The sequence below is a fragment of the Aeromonas sp. FDAARGOS 1416 genome (assembly GCF_019048085.1).
Classification (GTDB): domain Bacteria; phylum Pseudomonadota; class Gammaproteobacteria; order Enterobacterales; family Aeromonadaceae; genus Aeromonas; species Aeromonas veronii.
Genome location: NZ_CP077301.1, coordinates 2,791,582 through 2,806,439, shown reverse-complemented (window position 1 = coordinate 2,806,439; position 14,858 = coordinate 2,791,582). Strand labels below are relative to the sequence as shown.

The 14,858-nt window shown below is 58.3% G+C and carries 17 protein-coding genes; 9 read left to right on the top strand and 8 right to left on the bottom strand.

Annotation, left to right across the window (positions count from 1 at the left end; all coding sequences use genetic code 11):
- Positions 1–44 precede the first annotated feature (44 nt).
- Entirely contained in the window at positions 45–683 is a 639-nt protein-coding gene (gene crp / locus I6L46_RS12505) for a cAMP-activated global transcriptional regulator CRP (RefSeq protein WP_005335304.1), read from the bottom strand.
- A 300-nt stretch (positions 684–983) separates the two neighbouring features.
- On the opposite strand from crp, the gene I6L46_RS12500 reads away from it, so the two are divergent.
- Both I6L46_RS12500 and I6L46_RS12495 read left to right on the top strand, forming a co-directional pair.
- Positions 984–1,388, top strand: a complete 405-nt coding sequence (locus tag I6L46_RS12500) for an OsmC family protein (RefSeq protein ID WP_216975748.1) — start codon at positions 984–986, stop codon at positions 1,386–1,388.
- Positions 1,389–1,481: 93 nt separating this feature from the next.
- On the top strand, positions 1,482–1,778 hold the full coding sequence (locus I6L46_RS12495; protein WP_005348285.1) for an MliC family protein: 297 nt from the start codon (positions 1,482–1,484) through the stop codon (positions 1,776–1,778).
- Positions 1,779–1,919: 141 nt separating this feature from the next.
- Here the strand turns inward: I6L46_RS12495 and I6L46_RS12490 are convergent, their stop codons facing one another.
- The 3 genes from I6L46_RS12490 to I6L46_RS12480 are packed head-to-tail and all read right to left on the bottom strand — an operon-like array spanning position 1,920 to position 3,616.
- A complete protein-coding gene (locus tag I6L46_RS12490; protein ID WP_005335300.1) occupies positions 1,920–2,453 on the bottom strand; it encodes a DUF4136 domain-containing protein in 534 nt (177 codons plus the stop codon).
- A gap of 16 nt (positions 2,454–2,469) precedes the next feature.
- Complete coding sequence (locus tag I6L46_RS12485) at positions 2,470–3,339, bottom strand: phosphoribulokinase (RefSeq protein WP_005335299.1); 870 nt, start codon at positions 3,337–3,339, stop codon at positions 2,470–2,472.
- 52 nt (positions 3,340–3,391) lie between these two features.
- A complete protein-coding gene (locus tag I6L46_RS12480) occupies positions 3,392–3,616 on the bottom strand; it encodes a YheU family protein (protein WP_005335298.1) in 225 nt (74 codons plus the stop codon).
- A gap of 97 nt (positions 3,617–3,713) precedes the next feature.
- Here I6L46_RS12480 and I6L46_RS12475 point away from each other — a divergent pair, with 97 nt between their 5' ends.
- Positions 3,714–4,865, top strand: coding sequence for a GGDEF domain-containing protein (locus tag I6L46_RS12475; RefSeq protein ID WP_216975745.1), 1,152 nt, complete (start codon positions 3,714–3,716; stop codon positions 4,863–4,865).
- Here I6L46_RS12475 and I6L46_RS12470 read toward each other — a convergent pair.
- The 3 genes from I6L46_RS12470 to I6L46_RS12460 all read right to left on the bottom strand — a co-directional run bounded on the left by I6L46_RS12470 (position 4,844) and on the right by I6L46_RS12460 (position 7,609).
- Positions 4,844–5,830, bottom strand: coding sequence for a hydrolase (locus I6L46_RS12470; protein ID WP_216975743.1), 987 nt, complete (start codon positions 5,828–5,830; stop codon positions 4,844–4,846). The genes I6L46_RS12475 and I6L46_RS12470 overlap by 22 nt on opposite strands.
- A gap of 66 nt (positions 5,831–5,896) precedes the next feature.
- Positions 5,897–6,796, bottom strand: a complete 900-nt coding sequence (locus I6L46_RS12465; RefSeq protein WP_216975741.1) for a chemotaxis protein — start codon at positions 6,794–6,796, stop codon at positions 5,897–5,899.
- A 153-nt stretch (positions 6,797–6,949) separates the two neighbouring features.
- The gene (locus I6L46_RS12460; RefSeq protein WP_216975739.1) at positions 6,950–7,609 is read right to left on the bottom strand and encodes a hypothetical protein; all 660 of its coding nucleotides are present in this window, start codon (positions 7,607–7,609) and stop codon (positions 6,950–6,952) included.
- Positions 7,610–7,648: 39 nt separating this feature from the next.
- Between I6L46_RS12460 and I6L46_RS12455 the strand changes: the two genes are divergently transcribed.
- Together I6L46_RS12455 and slyD are read left to right on the top strand one after the other, a co-directional pair.
- Positions 7,649–7,852: a YheV family putative zinc ribbon protein gene (locus I6L46_RS12455; protein WP_005335287.1), complete on the top strand. Its 204-nt coding sequence runs from the start codon at positions 7,649–7,651 to the stop codon at positions 7,850–7,852.
- A 143-nt stretch (positions 7,853–7,995) separates the two neighbouring features.
- On the top strand, positions 7,996–8,667 hold the full coding sequence (gene slyD, locus I6L46_RS12450; RefSeq protein ID WP_100645229.1) for a peptidylprolyl isomerase: 672 nt from the start codon (positions 7,996–7,998) through the stop codon (positions 8,665–8,667).
- A 426-nt stretch (positions 8,668–9,093) separates the two neighbouring features.
- On the opposite strand, the gene I6L46_RS12445 is transcribed toward slyD, so the two are convergent.
- Positions 9,094–9,954: a Tim44 domain-containing protein gene (locus tag I6L46_RS12445; RefSeq protein ID WP_216975737.1), complete on the bottom strand. Its 861-nt coding sequence runs from the start codon at positions 9,952–9,954 to the stop codon at positions 9,094–9,096.
- Positions 9,955–10,317: 363 nt separating this feature from the next.
- Here I6L46_RS12445 and dnaB point away from each other — a divergent pair, with 363 nt between their 5' ends.
- The 4 genes from dnaB (at position 10,318) to I6L46_RS12425 (ending at position 14,751) form a co-directional block, all read left to right on the top strand.
- The gene (dnaB, locus tag I6L46_RS12440) at positions 10,318–11,712 is read left to right on the top strand and encodes a replicative DNA helicase (protein ID WP_201938774.1); all 1,395 of its coding nucleotides are present in this window, start codon (positions 10,318–10,320) and stop codon (positions 11,710–11,712) included.
- A 199-nt stretch (positions 11,713–11,911) separates the two neighbouring features.
- A complete protein-coding gene (gene alr, locus I6L46_RS12435) occupies positions 11,912–12,985 on the top strand; it encodes an alanine racemase (RefSeq protein ID WP_216975735.1) in 1,074 nt (357 codons plus the stop codon).
- On the top strand, positions 12,985–13,404 hold the full coding sequence (locus I6L46_RS12430) for a secondary thiamine-phosphate synthase enzyme YjbQ (RefSeq protein WP_043820871.1): 420 nt from the start codon (positions 12,985–12,987) through the stop codon (positions 13,402–13,404). Before alr ends, I6L46_RS12430 begins: the two co-directional genes overlap by 1 nt.
- Positions 13,405–13,531: 127 nt before the next feature.
- A protein-coding gene (locus tag I6L46_RS12425) for an IS3 family transposase (protein WP_216975733.1) occupies positions 13,532–14,751 on the top strand; the annotation gives its coding sequence in 2 pieces (ribosomal slippage) (positions 13,532–13,880 and positions 13,880–14,751; 1,221 coding nt in all).
- Positions 14,752–14,858: the final 107 nt, after the last annotated feature.

Here is a 14,858-nt window from a genome sequence, read left to right as displayed (position 1 = left end):
GCCTTTTTTATCCCAAGGCCTCAGTCAGGCCTGCGGACGGGTCATCAGCGAGTGCCAAATACCACAATGGTCTTGCCGTGAGCAGAGATGAGCTCCTGCTCTTCCAGCATCTTCAGGATGCGGCCCACGGTTTCACGAGAGCAGCCGACGATCTGGCCGATCTCCTGACGGGTGATCTTGATCTGCATGCCATCCGGGTGGGTCATGGCATCCGGCTGTTTGGCCAGGTTGAGCAGGGTCTGGGCGATCCGGCCGGTCACATCCAGGAAGGCGAGGTTACCCACTTTCTGGCTGGTGTGTTGCAGGCGCTTGGCCATCTGGCCAGAGAGACGCATCAGAATGTCCGGGTTGACCTGGATCAGCTGGCGGAACTTCTTGTAGGAGATCTCTGCCACTTCGCAAGAGCCTTTCGCGCGAACCCAGGCGGAGCGCTCGGGATTCTCGTTCTCCTCGAACATCCCCATCTCGCCCAGGAAATCCCCCTGGTTCAGATAGGAGAGGATCATCTCTTTGCCCTCATCGTCCTTGATCAAGACGGCCACAGTGCCCTTGACGATGTAGTAGAGGGTCTCCGCTTTTTCACCCGCATGGATCAGGGTGCTCTTGGCGGGATACTTATGAATGTGGCAGTGCGACAAGAACCATTCCAGGGTGGGATCGCTTTGCGGTTTGCCAATGACCATGAGAATTCCTCTGTAGTGTCTTTTTATGGACTTGTGCGTCCGGGCAAGCTGCCAATCTTGCCATTCCTTGTATTGGTCGCAGTAGGATAAGAGCCTTTGCCTGTGCTGACAAGGCTTTGCGGGCTTTTGACAGAGCCCTTTGAGTAATGCCTGCTGCGCCGCTTCGGCCATTCTAGGGAAGATAGAGGTCGGAGATGTTGATTTTGATCTATTTCCATCCCAACTCCCCCTGTTCGGCAGAGATAAGCGACTGGGTTATGCTAGGGATCCATCATCATGATTAACAGGAGAGAGTGCGAGATGAAAGCAAAGGTCAGCTGGATGGAAGGGATGAAGTTTGTGGGTGAGAGTGAATCTGGTCACAAGGTGATCCTGGATGGTGCCAACCCCGGTGAGGGGGCCAGCCCGATGGAGATGATCCTGCTGGCGGTCGGTGGCTGCAGTTCCATTGATGTGGTCTCCATCCTCGAAAAAGCGCGCCAGTCGGTGACCGCATGCCATGTCGATGTCAGTGGCGAACGGGTCGATAGTGTGCCCCGGGTTTTCGAGAAGATTAATCTGCACTTCGTGGTGACAGGCAAGGGATTGGCAGAGAAACAGGTGGCCAGAGCGGTCGAGCTGTCGATGGAAAAATATTGTTCTGTTTCCCTGATGTTGGAAAAAGCGGTACAAATTACCCATAGTTATCAAATTGTTGAAGCTTGATAACGATTGTTTCGTTGGTACCCTGGCATAAGGCCGTTACGTAAGGCCACTGCACAAGGCCATGACATAAAGCCATTACATAAGGAAAGTGCAATGAAAAAATTGATCGCTCTGCTTCCCCTTTTGGGCCTGGCGGCGTGCAGCAGCCCGCAACCTACCCAGTATCAATACAGCCAATACCAGTGTGGCGAAGAGATGCTGGCCGTTACCTATGATGCCCAGGCTGACATGGTGCAGTTCCCCTATGCCGGGGTTTACCACAAGCTGGCGCGTGTTGAGTCAGAGTCTGGCGCCAAATATTCTGACGGCCTGACCACCTTCTGGAATCAAGAGAAACAAGCTCTCCTCACCCAGAAAGGGGTCACACTGCTGACCTGTACGCTCAAATAAGTGACCACGGATAGCTGAAGGTGTGCGGCTTTATGCCCGAGTCTGGCCTAGGCCGGATTGGGTCAAGAGGTTGAGACCACAAAAAACGGCTTGCCGGGAGGCAAGCCGTTTTTCTATCCATCCATTATCACTAAACAAGCGTTAGTTGGTGGGGACGCGATTGAGCAGCTCGGCCGCGAGCTGTTGGCTGAGTGCCTGACGCTGGCTGTCTGCAATGCTCACATCGCTGGTCAGCTGGATGATGCTGCTCCAGACTGCTTTCTGGGTTTTGCGATCGAGCAGCACGATGGCCAGCGACCCTTTGCGCTGGTTGGCCGAGGCATATACCCCGGGTGTCATGCCAAGACGTGCGAAAATCTCGCCATCACTCATATCCTTGCCGCCCGCGACGCCGATGGCGACCCACAGATCCGCCTCGTCGAGCGGTGCACTCTGCCATCCCTTGCCATTGAGCTCCCGGCTTACCGCCTGCTGCATCGGCTCCAGCCACCCTTCCGCCAACTCACCGGCAAATTGATACTGTTCGGCCAGGGCGTAGCGCGGGGTTGCACCATAGGTCCAGTTGCCCATCGGGCGAACCAGCATGGTGCCGGACTCCAGCGTGGGGGCCGCCGGCCCGCTGCTGCAACCGCCAAGCAGGGCGAGCAGTGCCACAGAGAGATAAGCAAGCCGCATCGTGAACTCCTTTGAATCAGGTTATTTTGCCGGTTTCGATCAATTGCTGGATGAGCGGGCGCAGGATCAGCTCCATCGCAAAGCCCATCTTGCCACCCGGCACCACTATGGTGTTCATCCGCGACATGAATGAGCCATCGATCATCGACAGCAGGTAGGGGAAATCCACCTGCTTGATACCGCGAAACCGGATCACCAGCATACTCTCGTCCAGACTCGGGATCACCTTGGCGCTGAAGGGGTTGGAGGTATCCACCGTCGGCACCCGTTGGAAGTTGATATGGGTGCGCGAGAACTGCGGGGTGATGAAGTTGATGTAGTCATCCATGGAGCGAACGATGGAGTCGGTCACCGCCTCGCGAGAATGCCCTCGCTCCGAGGTATCGCGGATCAGCTTCTGGATCCACTCCAGGTTGACGATGGGTACTACACCTATCAGAAAATCCACGTGGCGCGCCACATTGTGATCCTCGGTAACCACACCGCCGTGCAGCCCTTCATAAAACAGCAGATCGGTATTGCTGGGCAGATGCTGCCAGGGGGTGAAGGTGCCGGGCATCTGGTTGAAGGGCACCGCCTCGTCAAAGCTGTGCAGGTAGCGGCGATACTGGCCATTGCCATCCTGCCCATAGCCCTGGAAAAAGCTCTCCAGCAGCCCGAAGTCATTGGCCTCAGGGCCAAAATAGCTGATATGGCGCCCCTGTTCGCGCGCCTTGCGGATCGCTACATCCATTTCCGGTCGGGTGTAGCGGTGAAAACTGTCACCTTCCACCACAGCCGCGGTATATCCCAGTTGATGGAACATGGAGCGAAAGGCGTTGGTGGAGGTGGAGGTGCCAGCACCGGACGAACCGGTAACAGCAATAATGGGGTGCTTGGCCGACATGGGATTCTCTCTTCCTTGGGAATTCCGTTATAAGGTCCGGATTGCGGTTGGGTCAAGACTGCTCGATGAAGCGGTCTTTCATCACGATATTGACCGATTCGTGCAGCTCGCTATAGACGATGACAGCTTTGCCTTGCTGTAATTGTTCTCTCACTGCATCGACTTTGACGCCAAGCGGTACATCCTGCTCTCCATATTCTGTTCCCTCCTGCAACACAAAGTGTTCGATCAGGTTGGTCAGGGTGTCGCCGTCCAGTTCTTGCCAGGGAATGATCATTTAAAGGTCTCACAGCAAAAGAGGTGATCGTCAGGCTATTGTTGTGTTGAATCCCGCGAATGCAATCACTTTTTACCTTTTCACCGGAGTCTGAGAGATGTTGTCTGAAGCGCAGCGCAGCGCGCCGTTAACCCTGACTGAGCATCTGGACAGCGCACGTCGAGAGGCGATTGCCCGAGGCATGGTGTGGTTCTGGTTGTTGAACTGGCTGGTGGTGTTGTTTCTTTCGATACGCTACGAGGTTTACAGCCAGGTCGGGCTAGCCAGTGATGACAGCTTGCCCTGGCGCTTTCAGAGTGAGCTGGCCCTGGTCATGGTGGTGCTATTGCTGCTACCTGTTGTCAGCCTGTTTTGTGACCATATGCAGGACCGCCTCTGGTTACGGATGGCTGCACTGGTGATGGTGCTATGGGGCGGACTCTGGACGCTGCATATCTATACGATTGGTCAGGTGGAGCTGCGGGGAGGGGTCAGCTATGCCAACGGGATCATGCGGCTCAACCTGCTGGCCGCGCTCATCGCGTTTTATCCCGATCGCAAGGTTTTTTATGGCTATCTCTTGGGCCCGATGACGGTGGGTGTAGGGTTGGAGCTCTTTTTGCGCGTCGATTTTCCCCAGATCTACCTGCTTGGAGTGTTGTTTGGCGTGATTGCGCTGGAGGTTGGCCGCCGCATGCTGCACCGCTGGTTTGAGTTGGCGATCATGCGGGAGCATGAAAATCTGACGCTGCTGCGCCAACTTGATCAGCTCGCCAAGCAAGATCCTCTGACCGGAGTCGCCAACCGGCGGCATTTCAATATCGAGTTGGAGCGCGCGTTGGCCCATAGCCAGGAGAGCGGCGCTCCTCTATCGCTCATTCTGATCGATGTGGACTATTTCAAGCGCTTCAACGACTACTACGGCCATCAGGTGGGGGATATGTGCCTCAAGGAGGTGGCACAAGCGCTTAACCGTGCGGTACGCACGCCATCTGATCTGGTTGCCCGCTATGGCGGAGAGGAGTTTGTGCTGCTGCTGCCCAATACCGACCGTCAGGCTGCGGCCAGCGTGGCGCAGCGGCTGCAAGATGGCTTGGCCAGCCTGCAGCTGGAGCATCTGGCGTCCGATGTTGCCCCCTGGGTGACGGTGAGTCAGGGGATTGCCAGCACAGTGTCCGGTGAAGGGGCGAGCCAGTTGCTGGAGCGGGCCGATCAGGCGCTCTATCGGGCCAAGGAGTCGGGACGCAATCAGTTCTGTGTTGCAGAGTGACTCTGTTCGGCAATCCAGCGACTGATCCGTTCATCCAGCCAAAACCGTGGCCGCCAGGGCGTGCCGTGCAGAAAGCCGACATGGCCGCCACGCTGGCTCAACTCATAGCGCACCGTGGGCGAGAGTTGCTCTGGCCGGGGAATGACCGCGCGTGACATAAAGGGATCGTCGGCGGCGTGCAGGATAAGGGTAGGGATGGGGATCTGAGCCAGCAGCGGTAGTCCCGAGCAGCTCTGGTAGTAGTGGTTGGCGCTGTGAAAGCCGTGCAGCGGCGCGGTAACCAGCTCGTCAAAATCGCGCAGGGTGGCAATCTGCTCCACTTGTCGAGGTTGCCAGCGTTCACTCGCTTTCTGCTGCTGGCTGATCTTGTTGAGCAGGTTGCGGCGCATGGTGCGTAGCAGATAGTTCTGATAGACCTTCGAGAAGCCCTGATTGACCCGCTCGGCGCAGCTCGCCAGTTGCAGCGGGGCCGAGACCACCACCGCCGCTTTCAATGCCGCAGGACAGGCCCGCGCCAGTAGATTGACCAGCATATTGCCACCCAGTGAAAAGCCGATGGCGATCAGCGGTTTGCCCGGGAAGCGCTGGCTCAGCTCGGCAATCAGCTCCTGCGCATCACCGATGGCGCCGGAGTGATAGGCCTGCAGGTGGCGGTTGGGCTCACCGCTGCAACCGCGAAAGTGCATCAGCACAGCCTCTCTGCCTTCTTGCTGCAGATGGGCGAACAATCCCTTGGCGTAGTGGGAGTGAATGCTTCCCTCCAGCCCGTGAAACACCACTATCAGCGGCCGTTCATCAAGGCTGACTTCCCCGCTCCAGGCGAGATCGACAAAGTCCCCATCCTGCAGTTCAAACCGCTCCGCCACAAAACGGGCAGGGGTGCGGCGCAGCCATTTGGGCAATATGGTCTGCAGATGAGGATTGCGTGCCCACCAGGGGGCGTGGAAGTGGCTCTCGGTCAGCATGGGGTCAGTCGGTCTGGGTCGAAGATAAGGAGGACGGGAGGTGTGTTCCTCCCGCCAGTCATTGGCTTATTTCAGCAGGCGATCGTGATGTTCGGCGCCGCGCAGCATGGCCTGGATCAGCTCGTTGGCTTCGAACTTGGTCAGCGCCTCATGGGCTCCCACCTGATGGGCACGCTCCACACTGATCTCGCTGGAGAGGGAGGTGTGCAGGATGATGTAGGCCCCCGCCAGTTTGCTGTCGCTCTGGACTTCGAAGGCCAGCTCATAGCCATCGAGCCCCGGCATCTCGATATCGCTCACCAGAATGTCGATCGGGGTCTTCTGGCTCGCCCGCGTCTGCATCAGGGTCAGAGCATCCTTGCCATTGGTGCAGACCTCATAGGGGATATTGATGTAGTCGAGGGCGGCCATCAGCTGACGGCGGGCGACCGAGGAGTCATCGACCAGCAGGATCCGCATCGGCTTGATCCGCTCTCGCTGCACATCGGTCAGCACCGGATAGAGGTGGCTCGGATCATCCGGATAGATCCGAGAGAGGATCAGCTCCACATCCAGCAGCTGGATCAGCTGGTCATTGACCCGGGTCACGCCGGTTACGAACACATTGTGGCCGAGGGAGGCGGGGGGCGATTCGATATCGCGCCAGTTGCACTCGGTGATCTTGTCGATGCCCCGTACCAGAAAGCCCACCAGGGTGCGGCGGCAGTCGGTAATGATGATGAAGCAGTGGGGCATCTCCTCCTTGCTGATGGGGCGATAGCCCACCGCCATCGCCATGTCGATCACCGGAATGGTGGAGCCGCGCATATTGGCGGCCCCCAACACGGTCGGGTGCGAGTGGGGCATTGCCGTCAGCTGGGTGTAGGGCACTATCTCCTTCACCTTGAGGGTACCGATGGCAAAGGATTGTTTGGCTGAAAGGTGAAACAGCAACATGCCCTGGGATTGATTGGCTTTGCTCGTCATGGCAGATGTCCTGTTGGTCGAAACGTTGGCAGTCACTTCAGGCCTCTAGCATAAAGGATTACGGGGGGAATGGCCCTTCCTTGTTAACGACCATCTGGCAAAAAACTGGACTCATTCAGCCAATTTAGTTCGCGCATTCACACCAGCGTCCGGTTATTGATCGCCATCCTCGCCAACGCCCCACTGCTGGCAGGCCGCTTGCAATGCGGCCTCATCGGCATAACCCAGCTTGCTGGCCACCTGCGCAGGTTTGCTGCCGCCTTTAAGCAATCTGAGCGCCTGCAGCAGTTGCCACTGTTGTTGCAATTCACTCCCTTCCACCGGCGCATCGGCTTGTTGTGCCCACTGTTGCAGAGACTCCGTTTGGCCATTGGCCAGCGCTTGCCAGCAGGCTTGCAGCTCACCGTGACCCTGCTGGCTGATGGCGCACTGTTGCAGCTCATCCGGGATCACCTGCAGTCGCTGACCGTAGGCCCCTTGCCACTCTTTCGGACGTTGCCACCGGGCCAGCGAGTCGAGCAGGGCATCGAGCAGCGGGGTGGTCTGCAGCCAGCCTGCCTGCTGCGGCTGAGGCACGCGCAAAGAGACGCTCAGCTGATCGTACTCGCAACCGCTGAGGGGGCTGAAGGCCGCAAGGGCATCGGCGCAGAGCCAGAAGCTGCTGCCTGCCGGCAGCAACAGCTCATGTTGGCCCAGTCTCAGCAGCGCAGCGCCTCGGGTGATCCGCAACAGCTGCCCGACCGGAGTTCGTTTGCGGTTGCCGGCGTGCAGGCCCTGGCAGGAAAAATGGTGATACTCGATGGCGTGATGCATGTAAAAACCCTGATATGATGCTGCCTGGAGGTAACAAATATGGAAACCAGACGTAAAAAACGCTTCATTGCCGGTGCAGTCTGCCCGGCGTGCGGCAAGTTGGATAACATGATGCTGTATCTGGAGCATGGAGTCGAGAAGGTGACCTGCGTCGCCTGTGGCGATACCCAGGTACAAACGCCTGCCGAGGTCGACAAGCAGACTCGAGAGGCGGAAGAGGTGATAGGGGTGTTTCGCCCCTGATAAGGGAACGGCGGGTGGAATGCGGGTCTCCTCGCTGACGCTGTTGCCGTTTTTTTCGTCACTCCGTGGCGCCGCACGGCATATGCGCGGCCCGCTTTTTAGGGTATTCTGAGCCCGTTTTTTTCTATCCGCAGGATCCTGACATGAAAGTAGCTCCTCTGAGCGTGGTTACGCTGGAATACACAGTCACCGACGAGCACGGTGAAGTCATCGACAGCACTGTCGGCAAAGAGCCGCTGGTCTATCTGCACGGCACCCGTTACCTGGTCTCAGGCCTGGAAGCCGAGCTGGAAGGTCGCGCGGTAGGTGAAGCTTTCGAAGTGACTCTGGCACCGAGCCAGGCCTACGGCGAATATGACGAGACACTGGTACAAGAAGTACCGGGCGAGCTGTTCGACGGCATGGAAGTCTCCGAAGGGGATACTTTTGTGGCTGAAACCGACGATGGTCACCGTCCGGTGACCGTGGTTGAAGTGTCCGAAGAGTTCGTCAAAGTGGATGGCAACCATCCGCTGGCAGGCGTAACCCTGGGCTTCAAGGTCGAGATCAAGGACGTGCGTGCCGCCACTGCCGAAGAGCTGGCCCACGGCCACGTTCACGGTGCCGGTGGTTGCGGTCACGATCATGGTCATGACCACGATCACGGCGGCTGCTGTGGTGGTCATGGTCACGACCACGATGAGGATCACGGCCACGGCGGTTGCTGCGGTGGTGCTGGCCACGGTCACGATCATGGCCACGACCACGGTGATGACCATGGTCACGGCGGCTGCTGCGGTGGCGGCGGTTGTGGTGGAAAGGGCCATCACCACTGATCACGGCCACGCCGATGATAAAAAATCTGCCGTAGGAGTCATACCGAGTAATTAATGCTCATTAATTGCTCCTCCTTGGATGATGGAATCCGAAGCCGGTTGTTCTGGCTTCGGATTTTTTATGTCTGTCAAATAGGCTCGCGGCTTTTTCCAAGCTAACAGGGCTGCTTATTTTTGGTTAATGCTCAACATTATTCCCTCTCGGTTCCGCGATGGGGCTTTTGTGCGGAGCGCAAACGCCATCTGCAAACGAGTCATCAAATCGGTGTCTTCATCAGCACAATATGACCAAGTTACTTCATGTTCCAACAGCTATAACGAGCCAGCGTCAGTCTCTATTTGGTCTCGTTGTGCCCCATAAAAAAATAGCCAGTCAGGCTTAACTGACTGGCTGTTGCCTAGTGACTAACTGATTGGCTCGAAGCCTTACAGCTGCTCGATACCGACGATATGCCAAGGGGCATTGTTCTTGGCCAGATCACGTTCGAGGTGCCACACCTCCTTGATGTCTTCTTCGACCTGCTCCTGACGGTCCATGTAGCGGCCGCTGAAGCGCACGCTCACCTGGGCCCAGTCGCTGCCATAGTCAGCACGTACCAGCTGGGTATCCACATACATTACTTCCGTATGCTGGTCGCCAGTCAGTTCGGCGCGCTCGGTTTTGAGCTGCTCAAATAGCTCGGTGCTGACGTACTCGCGCACCTTTTCCAGATCGTTCTTGTTCCACGCCTCTTGCAGGGTGCGATAGTGATCGCGGGCACCGGCCAGGAAGCTGTTCATGTCAAAGCCCGGCGGCAGGCGGAACGGCACATCGCTGTCGGCAAAGCCGGTGGCTTGCGGTGCGCTGTTGCTCTGCTCAAACTGCTGCGGGGCCGCGGATTGCGGTGGCTGATAGCCCGCATAGGCCGCCTGTTGTGGCTGTGGCGTCGCGACCTTGCCCTTGCGCAGGGTACGGATCAGGAAGACGGCACCCAGCGCCAGCAGGGCGATCAGCAGGAAGTCCATTCCTTGCAGACCTTCAAAGGCACCGCTGCCCAGCAGGTAGGCAAACAGGCCACCGGCCAGCAGGCCGCCCAGCAGGCCGCCCATCATGCCGCTCTTTTTCGGCGGAGTCTGGGCATTCAGTGTCGGATTCTTGTTGTCGACCGGTTTGGCCGCAGGCTGGGCCGGCGCAGTTTTGTAACTTTTACCAAAGGATTTGCCGCCGCCAAATTTCTTGGCTTCGGCGTGAGGTGCCCCCAGGCCAATGGCCAGGATCACGGCAAACAGGGTCAGCATCTTTTTCATTTTGACTCTTTTCACTCTCGTCTGTGGGTGGGGCATGCTCCGCTTTGGCAAGCTCAGCAAGGCGCATGGCAGGCTGCCTGTCCCTAATTGTGTCGCAGCTTGTATTCATCAATATCACCTCTGGCATGAATTATTCATGAACGAGGTTGCCGCGATGCGGCGTCAAACAAGAGGAGTAAACCGGATGAAAAGCAGAAGATTGAGTCGCAAGGAGCGCAAAATGCGAAGCAAAATCAAAATGGTCAAGGTAGAGCAGACTCTGGTTTGGCCCTTTATGATGGTATGAGCCGCCAGATAGGGCTCGCCGTAGTTGGCTTTCTTTTGTAAAATTCCCGTCCCCTTCCCGCTGCGGTTTTTATGTGTATGGCAGAGCAAGTGACGGCGAAAAAAGACGCCAAGACACAACAGCTGAAAGTTCCTCCCCACTCTTTTGAGGCCGAACAGTCCGTACTGGGCGGCCTGATGCTGGATAACGATGCCTGGGATCGGGTTGCCGAACGGGTTATCGATCAGGATTTCTACAGCCGTCCGCACCGGTTGATCTTCCAGGCCATGACCCGCCTCTCCAACGCGGGCAACCCCATTGACCTCATCACCCTGCAGGAGGAGCTGGAACGCTCCGAACAGCTGGAAGAGGCGGGTGGCTTCGCCTATCTGGTGGAGATCGCCAAGAACACCCCGAGTGCCGCCAACATCAACGCTTACGCGGAAATCGTGCGCGAGCGGGCGGTGGTGCGGGAGATGATCTCGGTCGCCAACGAGATCGTCGAAGCGGGCTACGAGCCGCAGGGCCGTACCTCCAACGATCTGCTCGATCTGGCCGAGAGCAAGGTATTCCAGATCGCCGAGCAGCGCACCAGCGCCAACGAAGGCCCCCAGCCGCTCAAGCTGATCCTCGAGCAGACCGTCGACAAGATTGAAGAGCTGTTCAAGACCCCCCACAACGGGGTGACCGGGGTATCGAGCGGTTACAACGATCTGGACAAGATGACCGCCGGTTTGCAGCGTTCGGACTTGATCATCGTGGCGGCCCGTCCCTCAATGGGCAAGACCACCTTTGCCATGAACCTGTGCGAGCATGCGGCCCTAACCGCCGACAAGCCGGTGCTTATCTTCTCGCTGGAGATGCCCTCCGAGCAGATCATCATGCGTATGCTCGCCTCGGTGGGGCGTATCGACCAGACCAAGGTGCGTACCGGTCAGCTCGACGACGAGGATTGGGCCCGTCTCTCCTCCACCATGGGATTGCTGCTGGAGAAGGGCAAGATGTATATCGATGACTCCTCCGGCCTCACCCCGACCGAAGTGCGCTCCCGCGCTCGTCGGGTGGCGCGGGACAACGGCGGCATCAGCATGATCATGGTGGACTATTTGCAGCTGATGCGGGTTCCCAGCCTCTCCGACAACCGGACTCTGGAGATCGGTGAAATCTCCCGCTCCCTCAAGGCGCTGGCGAAAGAGCTGCAGTGCCCTGTGGTGGCACTCTCTCAGCTGAACCGAAGCCTGGAACAGCGGGCCGACAAGCGCCCGGTCAACTCGGATCTTCGTGAATCGGGCTCCATCGAGCAGGATGCGGATTTGATCATGTTTATCTATCGTGATGAGGTTTATCACGATGACAGCCCGGACAAGGGGATTGCCGAGATCATTATCGGCAAGCAGCGTAACGGCCCCATCGGCCGTGTGCGCCTCACCTTCCAGGGTCAGTTCTCCCGGTTCGACAACTATGCCGGCCCGGCGTTTGACGACGATTATTGATAAGTAACAATCAGGGCAATCCTGTGGTCAGGATTGCCACTACCGCTCTGACCCGTTTGCCATTTATTGAGAGGCAGCCCGTCAGAGCATGTTTTCCCGGTTCGACAATTATGCCGGTCCGGCCTTCGACGACGATAAGTGAGTGGCGGTCTTCGGCCCGATGAGGGGGAGACCATTTGTGCCCTCGTAAGGGAAAACCATGAAAGCGGCTACTGCCCAAATCAACACTGCGGCCTTGCGCCACAACCTCGCCGTGGTCAAGCGCCACACTCCCGCTTGCAAGATCATCGCTGTGGTCAAGGCCAACGCCTATGGCCACGGACTGCTGCCGGTCGCCCGCACCCTGGTGGATGCGGATGCCTATGCGGTGGCCCGTATCGAAGAGGCGCTGATGCTGCGCTCCTGCGCCGTGGTCAAACCCATTGTGCTGCTGGAGGGCTTCTTCTCCGCCGACGATCTGCCGGTGCTGGCGGCCAACAACCTGCAGACGGCGGTTCACACCTGGGAGCAGCTCGAAGCGCTGGAGCAGGCCGAGTTGCCAGCCCCCGTGGTGGCCTGGCTCAAGCTCGACACCGGCATGCACCGGCTCGGGGTGCGTGCCGACGAGATGCCCGCCTTTATCGAGCGCCTTGCTAAGTGCAAGAACGTGGTGCAGCCGTTCAACATCATGACCCACTTCAGCCGCTCCGATGAGCTGGAGCAGCCCACCACCCGCGAGCAGATCGACTTGTTCAGCAAGTTGACCGCGCCGCTCCTGGGCGAGCGGGCCATGGCCAACTCGGCGGGCATTCTGGCCTGGCCTGACTCCCACTGCGACTGGGTACGCCCCGGCGTCATTCTCTATGGCGTGTCGCCGTTCCCCAACACGGTGGCGGCCGATTACGACCTGCAACCGGTGATGACCTTGAAGACCCAGCTGATTGCGGTGCGGGATCACAAGGCGGGCGAGCCGGTGGGCTACGGCGCCAACTGGGTAGCGGATCGTGACACTCGCCTTGGCGTGATTGCCATAGGCTACGGTGACGGTTATCCGCGCATGGCGCCCAATGGCACTTCCGTGCTGATCAACGGCCGCATCGTGCCGCTGGTGGGGCGTGTCTCCATGGATATGAGCACCGTCGATCTGGGGCCAGGCGCGACCGACAAGGCCGGCGACGAGGCGGTGCTGTGGGGTGAGGGGCTGCCGGTGGAGCGGGTGGCCGACGAGATTGGTACCATCCCCTACGAGCTCATCACCAAGCTCACCTCCCGCGTCTTTATGGAGTACGTCTGATGTGGCAGCAGTGCCTGCTGACGTTGAAGCCCCGTTCGCGGGGCTTTCATCTGGTGACCGACGAGCTGGTGGCCAAACTGCCGATGCTGGCGGATTACCGGGTCGGCATGGCGCACCTGCTGCTGCAACACACCTCCGCCTCGCTTACCCTCAACGAGAACTGCGACCCCAGCGTGCGCAGCGATATGGAGGCTCATCTGCACCGGCTGGCGCCGGAGGATGCCCCCTACTATCGCCACACCTATGAGGGGCCGGATGACATGCCCGCCCACATCAAATCCTCCCTGCTCGGGGTGAGCCTGCTGCTGCCAGTTCGTGATGGTCAGTTGGCGCTCGGCACCTGGCAGGGGATCTGGCTTGGCGAGCATCGTGTCGATGGCGGCGCCCGCAAGGTGCTGGTGACCCTGCAGGGTGAGTAATCAGACTACAACTAGCTGAAAGATGACGATAAAAAAGAGGGATGGCGCCGAGCCATCCCTCTTTTTTTCCTACTGTGCCGTCCTGAATATGGTTTACACCTTTCCCCCCCAATAAATGGAGAACCCGATGGGACAAGGTGTGAAACGGACACAGCGCGATTACTCGCTGACTTTTAAACTGGCACTGGTCGAGCAGATTGAAAAAGGCGAGCTCACCTACAAACAGGCTCAGGTGCGTTATGGCATTCAGGGCCGCTCCACCGTTCTGGTATGGTTGCGTAAACCTAGTCGGCAAGATTGGAGCCAGGGGGCTTCTGTACGTGCCGGCAGGAGCATCACCATGCCTGACCCCGACAACCAGACACCCGAACAGCGCATCAAGGAACTCGAGCAACAGCTGGCGCTGATGAGTCAGAAAGCCCAGTTCTTTGAGGCCGTCGTCGATGTACTGAAGAATGACTACGGCGTCTCCATCGTAAAAAAGCGACCCGGCAAGTCCTCTCGCAGCGGCAAGTCGAGAGGCTGACCATTGTCAGGGCTTGCCTGTTTCTCGGGATAAGCCGGCAGGCTTACTACAAGCGCAATCGGGTCGCCGACGAGCGCCATGCACAGGGATTGCAGGTGGTGCGCTTCGTGCGTCAGGTTCGACTGCGACAACCGCGGGTGGGCACTCGCAAGCTGCATTATCTGCTGCAGGGTCAGGATGATGACGGGCTCAAGGTCGGGCGGGACAGGCTGTTTCGGATATTGACCGAGCACCGCCTGCTGGTGCCACCCAGACGGGCGTATCACAAGACCACCCACAGTTTTCACCGTTTCTACCGTCATCCCAACTTGCTCAAGGCGGGGCCAGAGCAGGTTACGCCGGTGGCCCCGGAGCAGGTCTGGGTTGCAGATATCACCTATCTGCCAGCCAGGAGCGGACCGCTGTACCTGAGCCTGGTGACGGATGCGTACTCACGCAAGATAGTGGGCCATCACGTGCACGAAGGGATGCATGCCGAATCGGTGGCGATGGCGTTCAAGAAAGCGCTGAAGCAACGGCGTGGCGGCGGGGAGCTAATCCATCACTCAGACCGCGGCGTGCAGTATTGCTCGGGACTGTATCAATCATTACATGAACGGTACGGGGTGAAATGCTCGATGACGGATGGGTATGACTGTTATCAGAATGCGTTGGCGGAGCGGGTGAACGGGATTTTGAAAGGAGAGTTATTGTTGCAAAGCCCGCAGGATTTGGCGCAAGCGCGGGAGATGGTGCGTGAAGCAGTAGATATTTACAACGCGGAGCGGCCGCATCATGCGTTGAAATACAGAACCCCCGATGCGGTACATAGGGGGTTCTGAGTAGAGAAATGCTAGTTGAAAATGTGTAAACCTATTTCAGGACTAGACACTCTTCAAGCCGTTGCCTGCCTCACAGAATTCGCGTCACCGCTTACCTTTTGCATTGA